The sequence below is a fragment of the Tardiphaga sp. 285_C5_N1_2 genome, assembly GCF_052076065.1.
Lineage (GTDB): Bacteria > Pseudomonadota > Alphaproteobacteria > Rhizobiales > Xanthobacteraceae > Tardiphaga > Tardiphaga robiniae.
This window is the reverse complement of record NZ_CP197241.1, coordinates 5,609,280-5,632,706: the sequence shown is the minus strand read 5'-3', so window position 1 is coordinate 5,632,706 and position 23,427 is coordinate 5,609,280. Positions and strand designations below refer to the sequence as shown.

General features: G+C 58.5%; 22 protein-coding genes. 21 read left to right on the top strand and 1 reads right to left on the bottom strand.

All coding sequences use genetic code 11. From position 1 onward, the window contains the following. Nucleotides 1-23 precede the first annotated feature (23 nt). The 10 genes from fliD (at nt 24) to AB7951_RS26565 (ending at nt 8,563) form a co-directional block, all read left to right on the top strand. Complete coding sequence (fliD, locus tag AB7951_RS26610; protein ID WP_120287832.1) at nt 24-1,709, top strand: flagellar filament capping protein FliD; 1,686 nt, start codon at nt 24-26, stop codon at nt 1,707-1,709. A gap of 2 nt (nt 1,710-1,711) precedes the next feature. Beyond that, complete coding sequence (locus AB7951_RS26605; protein WP_120287833.1) at nt 1,712-2,107, top strand: flagellar export chaperone FliS; 396 nt, start codon at nt 1,712-1,714, stop codon at nt 2,105-2,107. Nucleotides 2,108-2,300: 193 nt separating this feature from the next. Next, nucleotides 2,301-2,567: a hypothetical protein gene (locus AB7951_RS26600; protein ID WP_120287834.1), complete on the top strand. Its 267-nt coding sequence runs from the start codon at nt 2,301-2,303 to the stop codon at nt 2,565-2,567. A gap of 345 nt (nt 2,568-2,912) precedes the next feature. Continuing rightward, the gene (locus tag AB7951_RS26595; RefSeq protein ID WP_093757242.1) at nt 2,913-3,575 is read left to right on the top strand and encodes a flagellar hook assembly protein FlgD; all 663 of its coding nucleotides are present in this window, start codon (nt 2,913-2,915) and stop codon (nt 3,573-3,575) included. 21 nt (nt 3,576-3,596) lie between these two features. After that, on the top strand, nt 3,597-4,865 hold the full coding sequence (gene flgE / locus AB7951_RS26590) for a flagellar hook protein FlgE (protein WP_120287835.1): 1,269 nt from the start codon (nt 3,597-3,599) through the stop codon (nt 4,863-4,865). Then, nucleotides 4,862-5,146: a hypothetical protein gene (locus AB7951_RS26585; protein ID WP_089266599.1), complete on the top strand. Its 285-nt coding sequence runs from the start codon at nt 4,862-4,864 to the stop codon at nt 5,144-5,146. The genes flgE and AB7951_RS26585 overlap by 4 nt, the downstream gene beginning before the upstream one ends. A 4-nt stretch (nt 5,147-5,150) precedes the next feature. After that, entirely contained in the window at nt 5,151-5,609 is a 459-nt protein-coding gene (locus tag AB7951_RS26580; RefSeq protein WP_120287836.1) for a flagellar protein FlgN, read from the top strand. A 27-nt stretch (nt 5,610-5,636) separates the two neighbouring features. Beyond that, entirely contained in the window at nt 5,637-7,406 is a 1,770-nt protein-coding gene (gene flgK / locus AB7951_RS26575; RefSeq protein ID WP_439062063.1) for a flagellar hook-associated protein FlgK, read from the top strand. Nucleotides 7,407-7,420: 14 nt separating this feature from the next. After that, on the top strand, nt 7,421-8,332 hold the full coding sequence (locus AB7951_RS26570) for a flagellin (protein WP_120287838.1): 912 nt from the start codon (nt 7,421-7,423) through the stop codon (nt 8,330-8,332). A gap of 78 nt (nt 8,333-8,410) precedes the next feature. Beyond that, the gene (locus AB7951_RS26565; protein WP_120287839.1) at nt 8,411-8,563 is read left to right on the top strand and encodes a helix-turn-helix domain-containing protein; all 153 of its coding nucleotides are present in this window, start codon (nt 8,411-8,413) and stop codon (nt 8,561-8,563) included. A 162-nt stretch (nt 8,564-8,725) separates the two neighbouring features. Here AB7951_RS26565 and AB7951_RS26560 read toward each other — a convergent pair whose 3' ends face one another. After that, complete coding sequence (locus tag AB7951_RS26560) at nt 8,726-9,409, bottom strand: LuxR C-terminal-related transcriptional regulator (RefSeq protein ID WP_120287840.1); 684 nt, start codon at nt 9,407-9,409, stop codon at nt 8,726-8,728. Nucleotides 9,410-9,936: 527 nt separating this feature from the next. On the opposite strand from AB7951_RS26560, the gene AB7951_RS26555 reads away from it, so the two are divergent. From AB7951_RS26555 to asnB, 11 genes are all read left to right on the top strand, one after another. Then, a complete protein-coding gene (locus tag AB7951_RS26555) occupies nt 9,937-10,854 on the top strand; it encodes a response regulator transcription factor (protein WP_120288108.1) in 918 nt (305 codons plus the stop codon). Nucleotides 10,855-11,412: 558 nt separating this feature from the next. Next, nucleotides 11,413-12,135, top strand: coding sequence for a sugar phosphate nucleotidyltransferase (locus AB7951_RS26550; RefSeq protein WP_089266608.1), 723 nt, complete (start codon nt 11,413-11,415; stop codon nt 12,133-12,135). 76 nt (nt 12,136-12,211) lie between these two features. Next, nucleotides 12,212-13,348: a DegT/DnrJ/EryC1/StrS aminotransferase family protein gene (locus AB7951_RS26545; RefSeq protein WP_120287841.1), complete on the top strand. Its 1,137-nt coding sequence runs from the start codon at nt 12,212-12,214 to the stop codon at nt 13,346-13,348. Between the two features lie 50 nt (nt 13,349-13,398). Beyond that, nucleotides 13,399-14,055 (top strand): sugar transferase, encoded by a 657-nt coding sequence (locus AB7951_RS26540; RefSeq protein ID WP_439062699.1) that lies wholly within the window; start codon nt 13,399-13,401, stop codon nt 14,053-14,055. Nucleotides 14,056-14,060: 5 nt separating this feature from the next. Further along, the gene (locus AB7951_RS26535) at nt 14,061-15,068 is read left to right on the top strand and encodes an SDR family NAD(P)-dependent oxidoreductase (RefSeq protein ID WP_120287843.1); all 1,008 of its coding nucleotides are present in this window, start codon (nt 14,061-14,063) and stop codon (nt 15,066-15,068) included. A 119-nt stretch (nt 15,069-15,187) separates the two neighbouring features. Further along, nucleotides 15,188-16,357: a hypothetical protein gene (locus AB7951_RS26530; protein WP_439062064.1), complete on the top strand. Its 1,170-nt coding sequence runs from the start codon at nt 15,188-15,190 to the stop codon at nt 16,355-16,357. Beyond that, a complete protein-coding gene (locus AB7951_RS26525; protein ID WP_120287844.1) occupies nt 16,335-17,609 on the top strand; it encodes a polysaccharide biosynthesis/export family protein in 1,275 nt (424 codons plus the stop codon). The genes AB7951_RS26530 and AB7951_RS26525 overlap by 23 nt, the downstream gene beginning before the upstream one ends. A gap of 191 nt (nt 17,610-17,800) precedes the next feature. Beyond that, entirely contained in the window at nt 17,801-18,592 is a 792-nt protein-coding gene (locus AB7951_RS26520) for a helix-turn-helix transcriptional regulator (RefSeq protein ID WP_147421590.1), read from the top strand. A 369-nt stretch (nt 18,593-18,961) separates the two neighbouring features. Then, on the top strand, nt 18,962-20,182 hold the full coding sequence (locus AB7951_RS26515) for a glycosyltransferase (RefSeq protein WP_120287845.1): 1,221 nt from the start codon (nt 18,962-18,964) through the stop codon (nt 20,180-20,182). Then, nucleotides 20,179-21,432: an O-antigen ligase family protein gene (locus AB7951_RS26510; RefSeq protein ID WP_120287846.1), complete on the top strand. Its 1,254-nt coding sequence runs from the start codon at nt 20,179-20,181 to the stop codon at nt 21,430-21,432. The genes AB7951_RS26515 and AB7951_RS26510 overlap by 4 nt, the downstream gene beginning before the upstream one ends. A gap of 3 nt (nt 21,433-21,435) precedes the next feature. Further along, nucleotides 21,436-23,421, top strand: coding sequence for an asparagine synthase (glutamine-hydrolyzing) (gene asnB, locus AB7951_RS26505; RefSeq protein ID WP_441256093.1), 1,986 nt, complete (start codon nt 21,436-21,438; stop codon nt 23,419-23,421). Nucleotides 23,422-23,427 lie beyond the last annotated feature (6 nt).

Below are 23,427 nucleotides of genomic sequence, written 5' to 3'. Positions count from 1 at the left end.
CTCGTGCAGGAAAGTAAGGTGGCATGGCGACGGTGACGAGTTCGACTTCCGCGGCAGCAACCGCGGCCTTGGCGACGACCACCTCCGGCACGAAGACGACGACCAGCGTCGATTGGGACGCCTTGATCGAGGCGCAGGTTGCCACCAAGACGGCAGCCGCGACCACGATCCAGACCAGTATCACCGCGAATGAGGCCAAGATCTCGGCCTATCAGCAGTTGCAGACGCTGCTTACGACGCTGACGACCGACACGACCTCGCTCTCCAAGTCGATCGTCAATTCACTGTCGTCGAGTGCTTATGGAGCGCGATCGGCGACCATTACATCCACTGGCGACGTCAGCGCCAGTTCTGCCGTCTCGATGGCCATCAGCAACGGCGCGGCGACCGGCGATCACACGCTCACGGTGACCCAGATCGCCACAGCCCACAAGGTGATCGGCACCGCCGTCGCCGACAAGAGCGCGGATCTCGGTCTGACCGGCACTTTCTCGATCGGCCTGGAAGGCGGCACCAGTGCCGATATCTCGGTCACCAGCGGGATGACGCTGGAGGATCTCGTCGATACGATCAATGCACAGACGTCCACGACGAACGTCCAGGCCTCGATCATCCAGATCTCGAGCAATCAGTACGAGATGATCCTGTCTGCAACCAAGGATAATGCGGATATCACCACCAGTGTCGTGTCGGGCGACGATGTGCTCACGACCTTGGGCGTGACAGATAGTTCCGGCGCGTTCACCGACGTGCTGCAGGAATCGCAGCCCGCAATTTTCAGCGTCGACGGCATTACGCTGACGCGCGACACCAATAACATCACAGACGTACTGAGCGGCGTCTCCTTTAGTCTGCTGCAAAGCACGCCATCGGGATCGACAGTCAAGATCAGCATCGATGTCGATACAAGTTCGATCCAGACTGCATTGCAGCAATTCGTCACGTCCTACAACGCTGTGCGCGACTACGTAACCACGCAGCAGACGCTGTCGTCGAGTGGAACCGCAGACACGAGTGCGGTGCTGTTCGGCGACGGCACCATGCGTAGCGTCACGACGCAGATGGAGCAGGTCCTGAACTCCATCGTGGGCGATCTGTCGATGAGCGATCTCGGCCTGTCGTTCTCGGACACGAACGATCTTGTGCTCGATACGAGCACGCTCGCCACAACCCTGGCCGACAATATTGACGGTGTCATCGCGCTCCTCGCCACCAAGACCACGAGTTCGTCGGCGGCGCTCGCGGTTGTCAATACAAGTTCATCGCCGCCATCGTCCTTCGTGATGGATATTGCGGTCGATAGCTCCGGTGCATTGTCGGTCTCGGTGGGGGGAGACAGTTCGCTGTTTACCGTGTCCGGCCGAACGATCATCGGAAAGGCCGGCACGATCTATTCCGGCATGGCCTTCAGCTACAGCAGTACGTCATCGGCATCGGTGACCATCACGTCGACCATCGGGATTGCGGCGCAGATCAACGCGATCTCGAGTGCCGCATCGAACAAGACCAGCGGTTCACTGCAGGATCTGATCACCAATTTACAATCCCAGGATGACCGGATGCAGCAGCAGATCGATGACATCAACGAGCGCGCCGCGATCTATCGTACAATGCTGACCACCCAATACGCCAAATATCAGTCGGCGATCTCGTCGGCCAATTCCACCCTGGATTATCTGTCCGCCCTTCTCAACGCGTCGAGTGATTAGTCATGCAGCATCAAGCGAATTTTCAGGCCGCCCAGGCCTATCGACAGGCGGCGGTCGCGGTGCCGCCGTTGCGGGCGGTGGTCATGATGATCGATGGGGCGATTACGGCATTGCAGAAATCGGTGACGGCGTCCGAGGAGAAGAAATTCGAGGAGAGCCACGATCTGATGATCCGGGCGACTGCCATCCTGCGCGGGCTGAGCCATAACCTGAATTTCGATCGCGGAGGCGAGGTCGCGGAGGGCCTGCACACCACTTATCATACGCTGATCATGGCCTGCCTGCGGTCGTTCGGGCAGCCGAACGCGGCGCAGTGCTATGGCCGGATCATTGCGAGCCTGACCGAGCTTCGTGACGCCTGGATTGTCGTCGCCCGGAGTGCCGCGAAGCCCGCCTGATCAGATCGACACCGGCGGGCACGGTGAATTCATTGCACCTGCAGAGTTTAGGATCGTTCGATGTCTTTTTGTGGTTGAAAAGTCGGGGCAGCATTGCCTCGCGGCCCGGTCTGCCTTAGGACGCTGGCGTGCCAGTCCGAGCGAGGGCTGACATGCAACGTACGATCAGGTGCGTGCCGGGCGAGTTTCCAGAATGGACATTCCCGAGTTTGAAGACCTGTTGGGTCGGCACGGTGAAGACGTGTCAACCTGGCCAGATAACCGACGGGACGCCGCGCTCGCATTGCTGCGGACGTCGGAGCAGGCGCGTGCGGCGATGGCCGAGGCGCAATTGCTGCGCCGTGCCCTGCCATCGGGCGTCGTGCACGCGCCGGATGGCTTGGTAGACCGGATTATGCAGAAAGCTCGGCAATCCGATGTGGTTCCCGCGAAGCCGGCAACCAAGTCTGACAGCAAGTAGCTGACGCTTCCGCTGCGGTCGCTCTAATCCCGCCAGTGCCCGCGGGCAATCCCGTGTGCGACTGCCCCCCCGTTTCAGCCTCCGTAAAATTCTGGCGGTTGCTCTAGCGGGCAACTTTTGCCGTGCATTGGCGTCGGTGAATCACGTCTAGAGTTTTGAAAAACACCTGCGGCACAGCGCTTTCTTGCAATGGGGCGCGATGGCTCACCGGTGGGAGCGGCCTGCAAAGAATCTTTGCCTGAATGGCCGGGACGACCCGTTTCAATAAGGAACGGACTTCACGAGCACTCTTCTCACTGACGCAATTCCGCAGCGCTACGCGCGCGGATACCGCCGGAGCACGCCATGACTGTAGCTGCAACGACGTCAACCACGACCACGACTGCCTCGACGGCGTCGTCCTCGTCGGTGACCTCGGCCATTACGTCGCAGCAATTTCTGAACCTGCTGGTGACCGAGTTGCAGAACCAGAATCCGCTCGACCCGACCAATTCGACCGACTTCATCAATCAGCTCACATCCTACGCCAACTTCGATCAGCAGCAGACGTTGAACAGCAATATGGGCACGCTGGTGTCGTCGCTCAACAGCCTGCTCACGCTGAACTCGTCGAACTATATCGGCCAGACTGTTACCGCCAAAACCGACACCGGCACGCTGAAGGATGGCCAGATCTCGTTTGGCTATTCGCTCGAGTCCGCCGCCTCCGATGTCACGCTGAGCGTCAAGGATTCATCCGGCAACACGGTGTGGACCGGCAGTGGAACCACGACCTCGGGCACCAACAGCTTCACCTGGGACGGCACGGCGACGGACGGCACCCAGCTGACCGACGGCGGCCAGTACACGCTCAACGTCTCGGCCACCGATAGCACTGGTCAGTCTGTCTACGGCTACACGACCGTCACCGGAAAGGTGACCTCGATCGACAACTCGTCCGGCACCCCGATGCTCAATATCGGGAGCACGTCTGTGAGCACCAGCAACGTCATCGGCGTCACTTCCTGAGTTTACTTTGGAGTACTGATTATGAGTCTATCCGGCGCGCTGTCTTCAGCCATCTCCGCTCTTAACGCCCAGAGCTCGGCTCTGGCGATGATTTCCGACAATATCGCAAACTCATCGACGGTCGGCTACAAGACAAACTCGGCATCGTTCGAGTCGCTGGTGACGGGTTCGTCCAGCGCATCGGCCTATTCGTCCGGCGGCGTGACGACGCTCTCGAAGTCCAATATCACGACGCAGGGCCTGCTGACGACAACGTCGACCTCCACCAACATCGCGATCCAGGGTAACGGCTTCTTTCCGGTGACGACGTCGCTGACCGGCGACTCGACGCTCTACACGCGCAACGGCGGGTTCACTACGGATTCTGACGGCTATCTCGTCAATAACGGCGCCTATCTTCTGGGTTGGCGCACCGATGCGGCCGGCAATGTTATTGGCAGCGCCAGCAGCGGAAATCTCACGGCAATCGACACGAGTGTGGCGCAGACCAGCGGTAGCGCGACAGCGACCACCACCTTCTCGGCCAATCTGCCGGCGGATGCCGCGGTCGGCGATACGTTCACTACGTCGATGTCGGTCTACGATTCGCTGGGAACATCGAGCTCGATCCAGGTGACCTGGGCTAAGACTGCGGATAATACTTGGAGCGCCAGCTTCGGCCAGCCGACGTTGTCGTCGGATTCGACGACGACAACCGCGGCAACCCCGACCAGCACCGTGTCCGTCTCGTTCAATACCGACGGTTCGCTGGCGAGCACCAATCCCAGTCCGGCAACGCTGGCGATCACTGGTTGGACCACAGGGGCGGCGGACAGCAACATTACGCTCAACCTCGGCACCGTAGGCGGCACCGATGGGCTGACGCAATATGCCTCCGGCCTATCCACGCCTGCGGTCAATATTACCCGCATCGAGTCCGATGGTCTGGCGTTCGGAAAGCTGAGCAACATCTCGGTTGGCGACAGCGGCATCGTCAACGCCACATATTCGAACGGCCAGACCATCGCGATCTACAAGATCCCGGTGGCGACCTTTGCCGCTGCCGATCAGTTGGAGGCCCAGAGCAACGGGCTCTATTCGGCGACGGCAGAATCGGGAACGGCTGCGTTGCAGGAATCCGGCACCAACGGCGCCGGCACCATTTTTGGCAGTGAGCTGGAATCCAGCACCACCGATACCAACGAGCAGTTCAGCAGCATGATCTCCGCGCAGCAGGCCTATTCGGCCGCGTCGCAGGTGATCACCGCCGTCAACAAGATGTTCGATACCCTGATCTCGAGCATGAGATGACCGCGATGGTGGCCGAGGCAGACGATGACGCGCTAATGCGGCGACTTGACCGGTTGCTGGCCGCCGCGCAGCGGATCGATCGTGGCGATCGGCGCATGATCCTGGCGCTGCAGGGCGATCTCAGTACGTTGCGTACCACTTTGCAGCAGCGCCGCGACGCGCTCGCGCAGAAACTCAACATCGCCGGCGCACGCAGCAAGGCGGCGACGGCATATTCACGGATAGCCTCGCTCGGGCGGCACGCCACGGCAGCCGCGCCCCATCCATCGATCACGGAGTAGCCACATGATGACCCGAAGCCCGCCGCTGCAGCCCGCGAGCGCCGATGACGGATCCCGCCTCGAGGATCTGGTCGAACTGATCGAACGCCTGATCGACGTCGTCGCCGAGGAGAATATCGCTCTGGCGATGGGGCTGCCGGCCTCGCAGTCGCAGCACACGGCGATCAAGCTGGAGCTTTCGGAGCTGTTCGAGGCCTGGGTCAAGGAAGTCGGGCGCAAGAACATGTTGCTTGGCACTTCCGATCGCCAGTTGCAGGGGCGGGTACTCACTCGGCTCGAACAGCTCAGCGTCGCGATGGACGAGAATGTTACCCGCCTGCGCGCCGCGATCGAGGCCAGCCAGCGCCGCATCGACGCCGTGATGGCCGCGATTCGGGAGCAGATATCCGACAGCGCGCCCTACGGCGCCAATGGTCGCATCAGTTCGCAGTCGGCATCCTACGCACGCAACGTGCGAATCTGAACCAAGCTGTAATATGAGGTCGCCACCGTGTCGCTGGAGATAGCCCGCAGCATCGCCGTCAGTAGCCTGATGGCCAGTCAGGTCCAGATCAGCGTCGCCTCGTCGAATATTTCGAATGCTGACACCACCGGCTACACGGTCAAGACCGCCAATCAGGTCGCGACCACCAGTGGCGGCGCCGGGACCGGCGTGTCGATCACCGGGATCACCAGTAGCGTCGACAAATTGCTGTTCAAGTCCCTGATCTCTGCAACCTCGGAACTCGGCGCGGCCAACACCAACAACGACTATCTCAACCGGCTCCAGGCGCTCTATGGCAGCACGACCGGGGCGGAGGACACTGGCACTTCGATCGCGAACACGCTGGCATCGCTGGAATCCGCCATATCGTCGCTCGCCGGCACAACCAGCAGTGCCTCGCTGCAAGCCAATGTGGTGAGTGCGCTTGATAACCTCGCATCGCAACTGCGCGAGACGTCGTCTGGAATTCAACAGCTGCGCGGGACCGCAGACGCTGCGATTTCCTCCGATGTCGATCAGGTCAATGCCAGCCTGCAGGCCATCGCCAGTTTGAACGCCCAGATCAAACAGGCGGCGGCCGCTGGCCAATCGACGGGCGATCTCGAGGATCAGCGCAATGTCGCGCTGCAGACCGTCGCGTCGAAGATGAATGTCAGCTATTTCATTTCATCGACGGGGGATATGCAGGTTTATACGGCGTCAGGCCAGACGCTCGTGGACAACAGCGCGCATCTGCTTAGCTTCACGGCGGCATCATCCGTTACGGCCAATGCCAGCTACTCGGCCGGTTCGTCCAGCGGGCTCAGCGGCATTTCCGTCAACGGCGTCGATGTCACTACGCAGATCACATCTGGCGAAATCGGCTCTTTGCTCAGCCTGCGCGATAGCGTCTTGCCCGCAGCGCAGTCGCAGCTCGACCAGCTTGCCAATACGCTGGCAGACACCCTGAATGCCGCAAGCAATCAGGGCACGTCGTTGCCGCCGCCAACGACGCTGACCGGCACCACGACGGTCACGGCGGCGACTGCGCTGGATGCGACCGGCACGGTCCGCATTGCCGTTGCCGACCAGTCGGGAAGTCTGGTGTCCTATGCCGATCTCGATCTGTCGAGCTATGCGACGGTGGGCGACCTGGTCTCGGCCATCAATGGCATTTCCGGCCTCAGCGCATCGATCAATGCGAGCGGGAAGGTAGTGATTGCCAGCTCCAGCAGCAGCAACGGGGTCGCCATCAATGAGATGACGAGCGCCGTCGGCAGCAGTGGAATCGGCCTGTCCGACTATCTCGGCCTCAATGACCTCGTGACCGGAACCGGGGCATCCAACATCGCCGTGCGCAGCGACGTCCTGGCCAATTCAGGTTTGTTCGCCGCCTCGACCCTCGATGCATCGGCAACGCTGATGACGGGCACCAAGGTGCTCACCGCCGGCGCGACCGACGTGGTCGATGCGATCTACGCGGCACTCACGGATTCCCGTACCTTTGGCGCGTCTGGTGGGCTCGGGTCATCGACTGGTTCGTTTGCGGATTACGCGGCCACGGTCATCGCCAATGTCGCGTCGAAGGCGACGCTCGCGGCCACGACCTATACATCCAAGTCGACGGCACAATCGTCATTTACCAATGCGCTGGCGTCGCAGTCGGGCGTCAATCTCGACGAAGAAACCGCGAAGATCAGCACATTGCAGAATCAGTATACGGCCGCGTCCCAGCTCATGCAGGTCATCAACGAGATGTTCTCATCGCTGCTGACCGCCGTGCAGAGCGCGAGCTGACGGGAACCGACTTGATGCAGATGCGCGTTGCCACCTTTGCGATTAACGACCAGATGATCGCATCCGCTTTGCGCACGCAAAGCACCATGGCCAATCAGCAGATCCAGGAGGCTTCGGGGCTGATCTCGTCGGATTTTGGCGGGTTGGGGTCATCGGCGCAGCAGGTGCTTAATCTGCAGGTTTCGGTCACGCGGGCGCAGTCCTATATCGATGCCGCCACGCTCACCAACAGCAAGATCCAGGTGATGTATTCGGTCGTCAATTCGGTGTCCGATCTGGTGACACAGTTCCGGACCTTGCTGACCAGCGCATCGAGCGCTTCGAGCACGGACGCAGCCAGCGTGACAGAGACCGCGAAGAACATGCTGGAGCAGATGGCGTCGCTGCTCAACACGCAATACAACGGCGGCTATCTGTTCGGCGGTTCTGCCACCAAAACCGCGCCGGTGGATATATCGAGCGCGACCTATGCCGCAGCATCGTCGCCGTCCACCGCAGACACCAACTACTATCAGGGCGACAGCCAGCTCGGCGCTGTACGCGTCTCGGACAATCAGACGGTCTCTTACGGCGTCACGGCGGACAATACCGCTTTCGAGCAGATCATGCGGGCCATGAATCTGGTAGCGAGCAATTCGCCGCTTTCGACCGACACGCTCAATGAGGCGCTCGACCTGGCGGTCGATTCGATCGACAAGCTTGGCGTGGTGCAGACGCGAATATCCAATGCATCGGCCTCGATCGAGCGGGCCAGTGCCTATCAGACCGAGTATCAATCCTATGCCCAGACGCTCGGTAGCGATCTCACCAGTGTCGACGTTGCAGCGGTCACCGCGAAACTATCGACCTATCAGGCACAGCTTACGGCATCCTACGCCGCGATTGCCAAGGTTCAGAGCCTGAACCTGGCGAGCTATCTGCGCTGATTTGGACGCGAGCGCGATCCTAAATGCGTTTTTCTAAGTTATCCTATCCCAGCGCGTCGAGTTGGCTCGAATCTTCTGATGAAGACCGATACGCCGTTGGCCGATGTCGCACTGGCTTGCGGCTTTGCCGATCAAAGCCACTTCACCCGCGTCTTTTCCGCCGCGACCGGACTGCCGCCGGGGGCATGGCGCCGCGCGACTGGCAATGCAGGTTCCCCAGCGATTTTCTGAAGAACGCCCACCGATGTCGCGCAGGGTGGTGAAGCCGCGCATCAGGGTCCTTTCAGCCTCCGCGCTGGCGGTAAGGTGGATATCGCCGACTAGGCTTGTGCGCCAATCAGCGCCCGTATCAGCGTCGAAATGGCATATGGGCCAGCGTGCGACTGCAGACGCTCAGTCACAATGAATCGACAGAGCCCGATCCTCAAGAAAGCCCCCACGTTCGTTGTGCGATATGGCAAGCGCCGCAAGCACTGTCCGGTTGTTGATTTCAAGCTTCTGATAGATGTGATGGAGATGTTGCTTGATGGTGCCGTCAGCAATATTCAGCCGCCGCCCAATTTCCTTGTTTGACAACCCTTCAGAGACCAGGCGCATAATCTGACGCTCGCGCTCTGTCAGCACCGCCAGAACACTCTCCGTGATCGCGATACTCTTTTGCTCGGAAGGTATAACGTGATTGACCGCGGGAAGCGGCAATAGCCTTTGGCCAGCCGCGATCTCCCGCAAGGACTGCACCAAGGGTTCGAGCGGCATGTCCTTCAGGATGACACCGTAGGCGCCAGCAGCGGCCGATAAAGCCAGTTGGCGATCTTCAACGACAGCGGTGAAAAAGACGACCCGCGTTGAAAGCCCCTCGGAGTTGGCGATGGCAACGATTTCCAGCCCGGTCAGGCCCGGCATTTCGATGTCTATAATGGCGATGTCCGGCGTTAAATTTCGAATCGCTTCGATACAGCTCGGGCCAGTGCTGCAGCACGCGACAATCTTGAAGCCGTTTTGCGCTTCAAGCACGCTCGTCAAACCTTGCAGAACCACAGGATGGCGGTCTGCGATCACGACACTGGTGCAACGCATGGGCGGTCCTCAGCCTAGCCCCCCAAAACTTAAACTCCACGCGACCCCGGATATTCCCTTCTTAGCCTAATTTTCTGGAGGCTCAAATTCGTTACGCTACATCGCAACGCAACAAAGAAAACACGTAACAACTTTGGGTGGACGTATCTGAAATTGTCACTCAAGGATAGACGTCCCGTATGACGAAGCACGCACTCCCTCTGCGAAGTTTGCGGTGAATCCCCCGTTTACTATTATGAACGACATCCCTCAGTACCGGCCCATCGCCTATAACTAAAGGTATATAGGGAGATCGAGAATTCGCATCTAACATTCATAAAATCGTCGCAAACGAGAAGGGAGGCGTCTTCAATTCGACGACGAAATGCTTCTAAAAAGACAGAGTTTCTTGCCGACTGAAAATATTCCAATGCCAAAATTTCTGCCGAAGAAGCGGGGCTTAACCGCCGACAGATCACCAAGAATGAGCTGAATTTCAATCGCTCAGTTTTTTTTTAAATCAGTTGCGTATGGTTGGGAGGGTCGCGATGCGGAGGCAACAATCTTTTTTTACAATTCTCGTTGGGAAAAATACTTTACTCAGAGAAGGTCTTGCCAGGATTTTACGCTCAGCAAATTTTCGTATCCTAGCCTCAGTATCAAGCGTGGATGATTTGCTCCCGGGTCAACCGCAAGCACACCAGCCTCTGCTTCTTATTGCTCACACCGGCGATGATTTTGACGCCGCGATTGAACAAATCGAACTTTTCAGGGACTACCATCCGGGCGGGCGCATTGCGATCGTGGCCGATCATTATCGAATGGACGAACTGGCTTCTGCGTTTCGGGCAGGTGCCAACGGCTACTTTGTCAACGTTATGACCTGCGATGTATTCATAAAGTCCATCGAACTGATAATGATGGGTGAAACGATCTTTCCTCCAGCATTTCTATCATCTGTTCTTGCTCCCGAAGGCAGTCACCCAGGCGAGACGGGGTCGCGCGACCAAAACAAGACGCAGGCGATTCTTATCGCTACAGAAGATATGACCACGCCGCAGCTTTCTCCGCGGGAAAAATCAATTTTGCACTGCCTGATTGAAGGCGCCTCCAACAAAAGCATCGCGCGGACGATCCATATCGCCGAAGCAACTGTAAAAGTCCACGTCAAGGCGATCCTTCGCAAGCTCCGTGTCCAGAATCGGACACAGGCAGCGATTTGGGGGATGAACAACGGATCACTGGCAGAACCGGCAAACAGCAACTCTCCGCCTTTAGCTGGCGATTCGAATAGTCGGCTTTCAAATCCCGTTGCGATGATCTCCGAGATCAAGAAAAACGAGACGCCAGTGCCACTGGGTGTGATCAACCACGAGCCAAATCATATTGAGGTCTCGCGCATCGACGGTCTGATCCGTAAGGGCATCAACGGAAAGATCTGTGGCGCGGCACGAGTCGGCAAATAGTCAGCGATTGTTGGCGTAGGCGAGCAAGTCGCGCCGACCGGTGGTCGTCGGAGCGTGGCGCTCGCGCCGGTGAACGATCGAACATGGATACGTGAGGCGCTGACGATCGCGCGTGTTCTTGCGACGCGCTTCAATAAATCACTCCACCGATCTTGGGCAACGGTTAGTGCGATGTCGCTCGCGCGCGTGAGGGATGCCGGGCGTCGGTTTCTAACAGGCTTTCTGAAAAGCCGGCTCGTTGCGCTGTCGTCGTCATTCCAAGCGCAGTGATGTCAATCGGGCCTCGCGATATCGCACGCCAGCGATGCAGCCGAAGGCCGGTTCGGTCTGTCTCGTCCCATCATGCACCACTGCGAGCTGCAGCTTTGCCGCTGCAATACAGTGTTCGCGTGCAATCCAACTATCATTCCGACATCTCATGCAAACGCACGAAGACGCGTGGATAGTCAGCGTCTAGTTTTCTCGTCAATGGCATTCCGGTTTGGCCATCAGCACCAGGTCGGGCTGTCGCGTTGATATGATGAACGATTGCGCGCTTCAGTAACACAGGAGGATAATATGAAGGCTGTCATTCAATGCGGCGGAAAGGGAATGCGCTTGCGTCCGCATACATCCATCTTGCCGAAACCGCTTATGCCGATCGGATCGCGGCCCGTACTCGAGCTCCTGCTCAAATGGCTCAGGCGAAATGGCATCAGAGAAGTCTTCATCACGACCGGATATCTGGGCCACCTTATTCGCAGTGTTTGCGGCGACGGCAATCAGTGGAACATGCAGATCGTTTACACGCAGGAAGTGGAACCGCTGGGAACGATGGGCCCGCTGTCACTTTTGCGAGAACAACTCGACACGCCGTTTCTGGTCCTCAACGGCGATGTGCTCACGGACCTGAACCTCAGTCAGTTCGTGAGCTGTCACCGCCGACACCAAGGTCCCCTCACCATCGCCACCGCCACACGTCCTACCAAGATGGACTTTGGCGTGATCGACGAGACGGGCGGTTGCGTCACCGGATTCCGCGAGAAGCCCGAACTGTCGCATCTCGTGAGTATGGGCATCTACTGCATGGATCCCTCGGTGCTGGACCGCATTCCGTCAGGTGTTCCATTCGGCTTCGACGACCTGATGGCCCAGATGCTGGAAGAGGAAATACCCGTAAACGTATTCAAGCACAACGGCATGTGGCTCGACATCGGGCGGGTGGACGACTTCCTCAAGGCTCAGGATATTGCATGGGACGAGCAGTCGCCCCCGGCATTCGTGGCAACCGTCGCGGCCTGACGAAGACGCTGCATGTCACGGCTGCTGCTCGTGCAATCTCAAACGTATCGCCGAATCCGGGATTGGAGATGAACACATGCTATTGGTATCAGAGCCAGTCCTGGGTCCGGACGAGCAAACAGCCCTAGCCTCTGTCATCGAGAGCGGCTGGGTTACGATGGGAGACCGGGTCCGGGAATTCGAACAAGCGTTTGCTCATCTTCATGAGGCCGAGGATTCGATTGCCGTCGGCTCGTGCACGGCAGCCCTCCACCTCATCCTGCACGCGCTCGGCATTGGGCCTGGCGACGAAGTTCTCGTTCCATCGCTGACCTTCGTCGCCACGGCCAATAGCGTTCTCTATGTGGGAGCGCGCCCCGTCTTCGTCGATATCGATTCGGCCGAGATTCCGTTGATGTCGCTGGATGATGCTGAAGCCAAATGCACATCGAGAACAAAAGCGATTATTCTCGTCCATTTCGCCGGTTACCTCGCGCATCGCGACACTTGGCAGTCTTTCGCTCGTCGCAAGGGCCTGCTCCTGATCGAGGATGCAGCTCATGCGCCCGGGCTGCCCGCAGTGGGGACCTATGGCGAGGCGGCAGCATTCAGCTTTTACGGCAACAAGAACATGACGACCGCCGAGGGCGGCGCCATTATCGCCCGCAGCCGCGCTTTGAGGGAAACCATCAAGCGAGCACGGTCTCATGGCATGACAAGCAGCACGCGACAGCGCCTCACCAGTCGTCGCCCCGATTACGATGTCACGATCCTCGGATTCAACTATCGTATGGACGATTTGCGCGCTGCCGTTGGCCTTGCCCAACTCAAGAAACTTCCGGAATGGAATGACACCAGGCGACGCCTGTCACTGTGCTATCGTCAGTTGATGGCGGAGCATTGCCCAGCGGTGATGATACCCTTCGCGAATCCTTGGCCATCGGCGCACCATCTGATGCCGGTCGTCCTGCCGACGGCAATCGATCGGCAGTCTGTGATCGATCGGCTCCGCAAGCGCGGCATACAGACTACGATTCACTATCCCGCCGTCCACCACCTGACATTCTACAGAGAACTCTATCCCGATACATTCTTGCCGCGCACCGAGGAGTTTGCCCAACGGGAGCTCACGCTGCCGCTGCACCCCCGGATGAACCCGGCCGATGTGGAACAGGTAGTGAATTCCCTTGCGGCCGCACTTGGCACGGAGTTTCCATTAGGGGCAATCGCGTAGCCATGCGCGGGGCGGCGAACCAGCTCCTGGCGTCAACTCCCGTTACGCAGGTGGGCTTGCGGCGCGCCCTTGATATTCTGTTTGCCGGTGCTGCGACGGTCACTCTCGCTCCTCTCTTCCTAATCGTAGCACTTGCTATCTGGATCGAAGGCGGAAGGCCGATTCTGTTCTCGCAACTTCGTCTCGGGCAAAATGGACGACCATTCCGCATGTACAAATTTCGCAAGTTCAGGCCGGATTGCGACCGGCATGGATGTCCGCTCACAATGGAGGGAGACGGCCGCCTGACTAGAATTGGCCGCATCCTTGCCGCGAGCAAGCTGGACGAGTTACCGCAACTCTGGAACGTTTTGCGCGGCGACATGGCGCTCGTGGGACCGCGGCCTGAATCGCTCGCATTCCTCGACTGCTTTCACGGTGGCTTCGAGAAGCTTCTCGACCACAAGCCCGGTCTTGTTGGTCCGTGCCAGGTCATGTTTCGACATGAAAGCAAGCTCTATCCCGCTGAAGTCGCGGCTGTGGATTTCTATCGACAAGTTCTGTTCCCGACCAAGGCGAAAATCGATCTCGCTTATTTCCCGCGCCGAACACTGGCTTCTGATCTCGGCTGGATTGTTCGTGCGGCCTGGGCAATCGCGGTGGGATCGTGGACCGAATACACGCGGAAGAATCAATCGAAAGAATCTAAACAACAAACCGGACATTGACGGCCATGAATTACCTTGGTGCCAGAATTCTCGTCACGGGAGCCGACGGTTTCATTGGCTCGCACCTGACCGAAGCGCTTGCTTCGGCAGGGGCCAACGTTACCGCTCTTGCCCAGTACAATTCCTTCGATAGCCATGGTTGGCTGGACGACCTTCCGGATTCGACCCGAAAGAAAGTCAACCTGGTTCGCGGCGACATCCGCGATGCGGCTTTCGTCGGTCGTCTCGTACCCGGCCACGAAATCGTCTTTCATCTCGCGGCACTGATCGCGATCCCCTATTCCTACGTCGCTGCGCAATCCTATGTCGAAACAAACGTGCTCGGCACCTTGAATGTGCTCGAGGCCGCGCGGCAGTGCGGCACCGAGCGGGTCATTCACACGTCGACCAGCGAGGTCTACGGCACAGCCATAACAATGCCGATCGATGAAACTCATCCGCTGCAGGGACAATCGCCGTATTCCGCTTCCAAAATAGCCGCGGACATGATGGCAGGGGCTTTTGCGAAATCGTTCGGCGTACCAGTCGTCATCCTCAGGCCATTCAATACGTTTGGGCCACGACAGAGCGAAAGGGCGATCATCGCTGCCATCATACGGCAAGCGCTAGATCCTTCCTGCCCCGCGATCATGATCGGAGATGCAACAACCGTACGTGACCTTACATTCGTTGCAGATACCGCGGCCGCGTTCATGGCTGCCGGACTGGCCGAGGGCATCGAATACGGCCAGCCATATAACGCAGGTAGTCAGCGGGCGATCATGATCCGCGACCTGATTGATGTCATCGTCGATCTTACTTCCAGCGAAAAGCCTGTGCTTCAGGATGAGAAGCGTCTGCGACCGACAAATTCGGAAGTGCGAGCGTTGCTCGCTGATTGCACCCGCTTCGTCCATGCAACGGGATGGTCACCGCAGGTCACGCTGCGGGAAGGGTTGGAGCGGACAGTTGACTGGTGGCGTCATCGCCTTTCGGGAAAGCAAGTCCGGCGGCAAAAGGATTTCATCACATGATGGCCCGGCTAAGTTATGCCCGAGCTCTCCTGTGCTGTGGCGCCCTTGTCTTGCTCGCTTCCTCAAGACCCGCCTCAACCGAATCGCTCGCAAACGCCCAATTCCTCCCGGCGCCCGCCATGGATTTGCCTGGCTATCTCGCGCCAGTCGTCGATGCGTCCCTCGGTACGACCTTGGTTCGTGTGACCACGCCTGAAAGTCCGATGGGAAACGGCATGGTTTGCAAGCGTTCCTATTGCACCCATCGCTATTCGAGTGCGCAGGCGTGGAACGCCGACCAGAGCCTGCTTTTGATTGTCAACGGGTGCAATGGCCTGTGCTTTCTTGATGGGCACACCTATGCTCCACTGTTCCGGCGACAGCGCGGGGGTGAATGCGAATGGCATCCGCAAGATCCAGAGCTCATGATTTGTGTCGCCGGGCGTCGCATTTCGCGATGGGCGCCGCGAAGCAACGCCGAAGATGTAATTCTTGAGAGTGAAGCATATCGCGAGCTTCAATTCGGTCCCTACAAGGGCAATCCCTCATGGGACGGCAACCGTATCGTGGTGCGCGCCATTGGCCAGCAGGGCACGCTTGTCGCATTTGCGATGGATCTTTCGGATCGCCGGAAATTTCCTGATATTGAGCTGGCGCGAATTCCCGGCAAAAACAGCTATTGCGGAATCTCGCCGCTGGGCAAGTACATATTCTGCCAGCAGTCTCTCATTGACTTCACAGATCAAGCATTTGTCTTCAGCATTGAGGGTGATCTCCTGCAGAGCTGGACAGAGCATCACCGGCCCGGCCACGGCGACATGACCGTCGATGCCGGCGGTGATGAAGTTTATGTCGGCATCAGCAAGTCGGCGCCCGACAAGTATCAGGTCATCAAACGGAGACTCCAAGACGGACAGGTCACGGCGATCGCTCCCTATGGAGAAGCTCAGCATGCATCGATGCGAGCGATACGCCGTCCGGGCTGGGTCTTCATGAGTTATGCCGGGGCCGCGCTCGCTCCCGCCGGCGGTAAGAAAGTGGCACCGTTCGCTCAGGAAGTTATCGCACTTAAAATCGATGGCAGTGGCGAGTTTCGACGTATCGCGCATACGCGCAATGCTCCGTATGACTATTGGAGCGAAACGCATGGCTCACCTTCTCCTGATGGATCGCAAGTCATCTGGTCGAGCAACTGGGGGCAACGAGGCGGGCCGGTATTTGATTTTGTTTCCCGCATCGACTGGGCTGATCGAGACAGCGGAAACGACTTAGCGCAAGGAGATCGTCATGAAGGGCAGCAGGCGCAGTAAGACTTTTAGCTATGTCCCCATCAGCGTCTGGGCAGGGATCGTTGTCTTGGCAGGCAGCGACGGTTGCCTTGGAGCTCAATACAGCCTCGCGCCTGGCGATACTGTCGAGGTATCGGTCGGTGGAGCGCCTGAACAGCGCAATAGAGCTCAGATCCAGATTGACGGCACCATTGCTCTTCCCGGGGTCGGTACGGTGCCGGTTGCAGGTCTGACCCCGTCGGAACTTCAGACTCGCATGGAGACGCTGCTGCAGTCCAGGATTCTGCGTCAGCGCTCACCGGATGGGCGTGAGCAGGCGCTCGTCATCAAGCCTGGGGACGTGATCACGAGCGTCGTGGAATATCGACCGATCTACGTCACAGGCGACGTTCTCACGCCCGGCCAGCTGGTGTATCGCGCGTCCATGACTGTACGCCAAGCCGTTGCAGTCGCCGGTGGCTTTAGCCTGTTGCGTTCTCGCGGTCAGGTCGGTGCTATCGATCCGGCGGATCTGTTGCGCGATTACCAATCTTTGTCGACCGAGTACATCAAAGAGTATATCCACGTGATCCGCACCAATGCGGAACTCCAGGGCAATGACAGCTTCGATCAGAAGATACCCAGCGAAGTATCTTTGCCGGTCTCCGTCATCGAGTCGCTCATGCAATCCGAGTCGGCGTCGCTAAAGACCGCGCAAATCGACTATCGTAAGGAACGAAGCTTTCTGGAGGATGCAGTCAAACAATCGGAGGCTCAGCTCGTAACCCTCAGGAAGCAGCAGGACGGTGAGGAAAAGGGTGTTCAGGCCGATGAGGATGAGCTGGATCGGGTAGCCAAGTTGTTTGGCGCAGGATCATTGCCAAGCCCCCGTGTTACGGAAAGCCGACGCGCTCTTCTGTTGTCGTCGACAAGGCGTCTTCAGACGATGGTCGAAGTCATGCGGCTGCAACGTCAGCGCGACGACTTCGTGCGCCAGATCGAGCGGGTCGCCAATCTGCGAACCATCAATCTGTTGCGCGAGTTGAAGGATTCAACCGTTCGCATGGCGGACTTGCGGGTTAAATTGCAGGCGTTGAGTCAAAAATTGCAGCCTGTCGGCGGTGCGGGAGCACTACCTGTCGGAACCAGCGATCTCCGAGCAGAGGTAACGATCGCACGAAAGGTCGGCCAGCAGTGGAACAGGATCGTCGCATCAGTTGATTTCGATGTAGAGCCGGGAGATGTGGTCGAAGTTGCGCTGCGCCCTTCGGGAGTAGCCAGCGCATCTAACTGAGCCATTGGCACAAGCGGGGGTACCCACAAAGGATACCGCGCTTACGACCTCTGGCCGGACGCCTGCACAAAACTGCGCGCTGAGGCGCGCATCGCTTTTCCAGCCGACATTTCCTCCATGTCATTTAGACCGCTAGAGGCCCCACGAATAGTAGACTGCCTCAGCCAAATGTGCAGTCGGATTACCCCAACTTGAACATTTACATGGCTCATCGAAATTGGAATGCTTTCCCTCCGATCAATCCTTGTCATTCGATTGAAGTAGTAGGCGAAGGGAATGACGACATGTTGAATTTGAACCAGAGTGCCACATTGCCCGGCGCAATTGCATCGCTTCATCCCTGCAGGGAATCCATCTTCAACATTTCGAATCGTGCTCCCGCTATCCGGCCAGACGCTGACCCAGGCAAGAAGCCCGACCTTGGCGAGCAACGTGACGTCCTACACGCGGTTTTGGCGCGTATTGGCTGCGGGCAAGTTCTGCTCAAGCGTGGCTGTGTGCTTGACGTGAGTGCAATCGGACGTGCGATATTGGAACGCGAATGCAACCTCACCACCAGCCCTGAAACGCTCTACAGCGCCGTCAAGCAGCTGGTGAACCGCGCGGGAGCCCAAATTCCCGTTGGCTCGACATCATGGCTCGCGACTTCCTTCAAGGAGGGCGTCACCAGCCTTGTAAGCCAGATGGTCAATGTTTGGACGGATGAAACCAGCACCATCATTCTGCTCGATCTCGACGCTCATCCGGAGCCGACGCCCCAAGCGCTCCGGTGTTTGTTCGGCTTCACAGCCGCGGAAACCCAGCTTGCAGTCGAATTGGCGCGCGGCCATAATTTGCTTGATATTGCTCGCGCCCGACGGCTGAGCCGGACGACGATCCGCTCACATCTGGCCTCCCTGTTCGTCAAGACACAGACACGGCGGCAGGCGGAGCTGGTTGCATTACTCGGGCGTGTCGCCGTCCTGCCTTCTCCCGGTAATTGAGTCTGACGATAGGCACCCAGGCGAGCCTCCTTGTTCATCCGGGCACAAACACAGCGGCAAGTGAAACGGGTCGCCGACAGGCCTGCTTTGCTCCGACGTTTGAACTGATTCTGGATCTGACGACACGACGCTTCAGCTTGCGTGCATGATGCCAAACGCGCTTCGGAGTAATCCTCTTGGTGTCGATGTCTCAATTCTTCAGGATCGCCGAATACTTCCGACGCGGCCGTCATTCGAACGAATGAAGACACTTTGTGATCGCCTCGTAAGCTCACATAGTCCGCTCATACGCGAGGACATCGAAATTCATCTGTAGCCGATTCTCCGGATCGACTGGGCTGCATTCCGATTGCGACCGAAAGGATTAGCATGACGTTGCATGTGCTTTGTGTGGGAGGCGAGGATCATGCCCTACGGATCCCATTTCTGGCAGCTTTGCGCAGTCGTGGCTTTCGGGTGAGCGCTGCCGGTACTGGCGCCGCACTCCCGTTCTCAAATAGCGGCATCGAGTATCATCGCTATGACTTCAATAGATTCGGTGCACGGGTTGCTGACCGCCTAGCTGTCGGCCAGCTCTCACAGCTTGTGCGTGGCATTCGACCGGACGTTGTTCAAACGTTCGATACCAAACCAAATCTGCTTGCTCCTCTTGCGGTGAGAGGCACAATCCCCATTGTGCGCACCATCAACGGAATGGGTTGGGTATTCTCCTCGGCACAGCTGAAAGCTCTTGCATTCAGGCCAGCTTACCTAGCGCTGCAGCGGTTGGCCGCCTGCTGGACCTCGGCAACGGTATTTCAAAACAAGGAGGATGGCGACTTTTTCCGCCGCTATTGTCTGCTTGGCAGCAGCCCCGCTGTACTGATCGGAAGTTCGGGAATCGATGTCGATGCTTTCGACACAGCGCGGGCTCAGGCGCCGTCCACCGCACAACTTCGTACAGAACTCGGACTCGGTGACGACGAAGTCGTCATGACTGTGAGCCGACTGACCGTACAAAAGGGCATACCCACGCTTCTGGATGCGGCGGCGATTGTCCGCGAAGCGCGGCCCCGCGTTCGTTTCTTGCTTGTCGGTCCAAGGGAGAGCGAAGGTCCTTTTGCCGTGGATCAGGCTTTGATTGATCGATACGCACCACACGTAATCGCTCTCGGTGCGCGATCCGACGTTCCTGCGCTTCTCGGAATCGCGAATGTCTTTGCCTTCCCGACGGAGTATCGGGAAGGAATCCCCCGTGTTCTGCTGGAAGCAGGATTGGCGGGTGTGCCTATTGTCGCCACGCGTATGCCAGGCTGCGGCGATGTTGTGGTGGAGAACTGCAATGGCCATTTGGTGCCGCCCCGGGACCCGCGTGCGCTCGCCGCAGCCATTCTCGATCTTCTCCAGGATCCTGCCCGCGCAAAGAGCATGGGACAGCGCTCGATCGCGCTCGTGCGCCGTGAGTTCGACCTGAACGTCGTGGCTGACCGCTACGCCGATCTTTACAGGAAGCTGATTTTCACCGGGAGGCGAAGCGAAGATCCGGCTGCTTTGTCTCGCGACGCCCATGAAGATCGAAGGGTTAGCCAGCACAGCGGGAAATCATCATGATCGCCAATGCGCTTCTTTCTTTTGGCATCGTGCTTACGACAGCTTCACAGCTGCGCCTTCCCGGAATTCCGCTGGGTGTTGGCGAGGTCTGTCTTGTCCTGTGGCTAGCCTTCGTCTCATTGCGAGTCATCGTTACCGGCCAGATTTACAACGCGACAGCTTTGCTCCGAATCGGTGCGTTTTGGGCCTGTCTTGCACTCGCCCTGAGCATAGGGACATGCGTGGCCTATCTGAGCGAGGAGCTGGACCTTCCTACGATGTTGCACGACACCTTCGCGTATCTGTTGGTGGCAGCTTTGACCTGCCTCATCGTCGCAACGATGGAAGCCAACGCTGCCCTACGTCAAACCCAATGGTTCCTGCTCGCTTTCTGGAACATCGCACTGGTCCTTCAGATCGCTGCGGGCTGGTCCATCATCAGCCTGCCGTCGGTCGATCCATGGTATTGGGATCGATTTCGAGGCTGGGCGGAGAATCCCAATCAGATCGCTCTCTATTGCGCCGTTTTGACGCCGCTGTCTCTCAGCCTTGCCCTGTCGGCCAAAGGGTTTGGCCGCATAGCGGGATCATTCAGTTGCCTGCTAACCTTCGCCGTCGGGCGCCTGACCAAAAGCGATACATTTCTTGTTGCGATGGTGATTGCCACCGCGATCTTTTCTTTGCTGCGTTTGCGCAGTTGGCTGACCTCGCCACAGCACAGACTAAATTTCCGGTCGGTGGTCGCGGTTCTGGTCATCGCCGCCGCCGTCCCGCTGGCGCTCGCATTAGCACCGTATGCCGTTGCGACCGCCGATGAGTTTGAAGGTCTGGCAATCAGTCTGGCCAAGGACCGTGGCGGCGAGGCAACGAAGCGCACCGCGTCCCTGCGACTGCAACTCTGGGAAGATGCACTCCATCGAGGGCTGGAAACCGGATCGCTCGGGCTGGGGCCAGGCCCGCATCTCGAGAAGCCGAACGTCGCCAATAACAAGGCGCTTCCAACTCCTTTCGAAGCCCATAGCACACTGCTGGATATATTTACGCAAGGTGGCCTGCTCGCTGTGATTGCCGTTTGCGGCCTCTTCGCAGGCACGTTCATGCTTATGTTCCGCGCGAAGCTCGATGCCCTGGCAGCATTGTTCGCTGCGCTGGCCATTTTCAGCATCAGCCATTTCATCTTGCGTCATCCCATCGTGTGGTTCGCGTTTGCTCTCAGCCTGATCCTCGGATCGGCGCGCCCGCCGTCGCCGCACACGCGTATCGGAAGCTAGATCATGTGTGGAATCGCCGGAATTCTTCAGATGCCACAAGCTTCCCGATCCGCCGATCTGGATGCGATCGGCCGAATGACGAATCGTTTGCACCATCGCGGACCCGATGCCCACGGCTCGTGGTGCGATCGTGACGCCGGGATTGCATTCGGGCATCGCCGGCTCTCCATCGTTGACCTCACCGATGCGGGGCGACAACCGATGTCTTCCGAGAGCGGCCGATTCGTCATCACATTCAATGGTGAGATCTACAATCATCCGTCGTTGCGACAGGAGCTTCAACGCCTCGGCCAGAACTTCATCGGCAGCAGCGATACCGAGGTCTTGCTCGCGATGATCGAGAGATGGGGATTCGAGGCTGCCCTGGCGCGCTGCAACGGCATGTTCGCAATCGGCCTTTGGGATCGGCAGACCCGTACGCTCCATCTGGCCCGCGATCGAATGGGAAAGAAGCCCCTATACGTCGCCAGAACGAGAAATGCCGTTGTCTTTGCTTCAGAGTTGAAGGCGATCGACGCGTTCCCCGATTTCGTTGCGGAGGTCAATCCGCGCGGGGTCGCTGAATTTCTCGCTCGCGGCTGGCTACCGGATGAACATTGTATATGGAAAGACGTCTTCAAACTTCCGCCCGGCAACATTCTATCTTTCGGCGCCGATGAACTTCTGGCATCTCGGGATGCTGCAGCGCTTCGGGCAAAGGCGCGCACTTGGTGGTCGCTGACCGACATCGCAAAGCACGGCCGAAGAAACCCCGTTTCCGCGGACGATGGCGAGCTCGTGTCGCATCTTGATGGCCTGCTTCGCGAGGCTGTCGGTGAGCGCATGGTTGCCGACGTGCCAATCGGGCTGTTCCTGTCCGGTGGCATCGACAGTTCAACTGTCGTCGCCCTGATGCAATCCCAATCCGCCCGGCCCGTCCGCACGTTCACTATCGGTTTCGGCGAGCCCGCCTTCGACGAAGCGGCCAGTGCCGCGGCTGTGGCTCGTCACCTCGGCACGGACCACACGGAGCTACGTCTCACTCCCTCGGAGGCCATGGATGTCATTCCCGAACTGCCCCGTATTTGGGACGAGCCGTTCGCCGACGAATCGCAGATTCCGACGCTGCTGCTATCTCGCCTCGCCCGCCGGGATGTAACCGTTGTCCTCTCCGGTGACGGCGGAGACGAATGTTTTGCTGGATATTCCAGGCATCTTTTGACCGCCCGTCTGGCTCCCCTCCTTAACTCCAATCGAGCACTTCGGCGTACGGCGGCAATGGGTGTGTCATTGCTCGCCCGCGGTTTGCGAGAAGACATCGCTGACGCGTTGCCTCTTCCTGGCCGCCTACGACGGATGATCGGAAGCGACCGGGTTAACCGCCTTGCGCAACTGTTTGCAGGCAATGATGCCGACGACATGTACCGGAAAGTTATGCGGCTTTCCGAGCTGCAATTGACCCCGGAGCAAGTCACCGATTCGGCTAAGGTGCCGCCGCTGAACGATCTTCTATCCGACTTCATTGTGCGGGACATGATCGGTTATCTTCCCGGCGACATTCTGGTGAAGCTCGATCGCGCCAGCATGGCGACAGGCCTGGAAGCGCGCTGTCCAATTCTCGACCATCGCATCGTGGAATTCTCCTGGCGGCTGCCGAACACGGCCAAGGTACGCGACGGACAGGGCAAGTGGATCTTGCGGCAGGTTCTCAGCCGTTACTTGCCGCGCCACTTGATAGATCGACCCAAGCAGGGCTTCGACGTGCCTGTCGGCGCCTGGTTGAAAGGCCCCCTGCGCTCATGGGCTGCAGACCTGCTCTCCGAATCACGCCTTAACCGCCAGAATTTGCTGGACGTACAACGAGTCCAGAGCTGCTGGCGGGATCATCTGAGTGGCAATCGCGATCACTCGCGAATGCTATGGGCCGTCCTGATGTTGCAATCATGGCTGGGAATGATGGTTGAACAGAGTACGTCCCGATCGACAGATACCCTCGAGCCCGCACAGTAGAGGAGC

What these genes read in the sequence shown, in the direction of transcription:
- fliD (WP_120287832.1), top strand. Translation starts at nt 24, where the DNA reads ATGGCGACGGTGACGAGTTCGACTTCCGCGGCAGCAACCGCGGCCTTG.
- AB7951_RS26605 (WP_120287833.1), top strand. Translation starts at nt 1,712, where the DNA reads ATGCAGCATCAAGCGAATTTTCAGGCCGCCCAGGCCTATCGACAGGCG.
- AB7951_RS26600 (WP_120287834.1), top strand. Translation starts at nt 2,301, where the DNA reads ATGGACATTCCCGAGTTTGAAGACCTGTTGGGTCGGCACGGTGAAGAC.
- AB7951_RS26595 (WP_093757242.1), top strand. Translation starts at nt 2,913, where the DNA reads ATGACTGTAGCTGCAACGACGTCAACCACGACCACGACTGCCTCGACG.
- flgE (WP_120287835.1), top strand. Translation starts at nt 3,597, where the DNA reads ATGAGTCTATCCGGCGCGCTGTCTTCAGCCATCTCCGCTCTTAACGCC.
- AB7951_RS26585 (WP_089266599.1), top strand. Translation starts at nt 4,862, where the DNA reads ATGACCGCGATGGTGGCCGAGGCAGACGATGACGCGCTAATGCGGCGA.
- AB7951_RS26580 (WP_120287836.1), top strand. Translation starts at nt 5,151, where the DNA reads ATGATGACCCGAAGCCCGCCGCTGCAGCCCGCGAGCGCCGATGACGGA.
- AB7951_RS26570 (WP_120287838.1), top strand. Translation starts at nt 7,421, where the DNA reads ATGCAGATGCGCGTTGCCACCTTTGCGATTAACGACCAGATGATCGCA.
- AB7951_RS26565 (WP_120287839.1), top strand. Translation starts at nt 8,411, where the DNA reads ATGAAGACCGATACGCCGTTGGCCGATGTCGCACTGGCTTGCGGCTTT.
- AB7951_RS26560 (WP_120287840.1), bottom strand. Translation starts at nt 9,409, where the DNA reads ATGCGTTGCACCAGTGTCGTGATCGCAGACCGCCATCCTGTGGTTCTG.
- AB7951_RS26555 (WP_120288108.1), top strand. Translation starts at nt 9,937, where the DNA reads ATGCGGAGGCAACAATCTTTTTTTACAATTCTCGTTGGGAAAAATACT.
- AB7951_RS26550 (WP_089266608.1), top strand. Translation starts at nt 11,413, where the DNA reads ATGAAGGCTGTCATTCAATGCGGCGGAAAGGGAATGCGCTTGCGTCCG.
- AB7951_RS26545 (WP_120287841.1), top strand. Translation starts at nt 12,212, where the DNA reads ATGCTATTGGTATCAGAGCCAGTCCTGGGTCCGGACGAGCAAACAGCC.
- AB7951_RS26535 (WP_120287843.1), top strand. Translation starts at nt 14,061, where the DNA reads ATGAATTACCTTGGTGCCAGAATTCTCGTCACGGGAGCCGACGGTTTC.
- AB7951_RS26530 (WP_439062064.1), top strand. Translation starts at nt 15,188, where the DNA reads ATGGATTTGCCTGGCTATCTCGCGCCAGTCGTCGATGCGTCCCTCGGT.
- AB7951_RS26525 (WP_120287844.1), top strand. Translation starts at nt 16,335, where the DNA reads ATGAAGGGCAGCAGGCGCAGTAAGACTTTTAGCTATGTCCCCATCAGC.
- AB7951_RS26515 (WP_120287845.1), top strand. Translation starts at nt 18,962, where the DNA reads ATGACGTTGCATGTGCTTTGTGTGGGAGGCGAGGATCATGCCCTACGG.
- AB7951_RS26510 (WP_120287846.1), top strand. Translation starts at nt 20,179, where the DNA reads ATGATCGCCAATGCGCTTCTTTCTTTTGGCATCGTGCTTACGACAGCT.
- asnB (WP_441256093.1), top strand. Translation starts at nt 21,436, where the DNA reads ATGTGTGGAATCGCCGGAATTCTTCAGATGCCACAAGCTTCCCGATCC.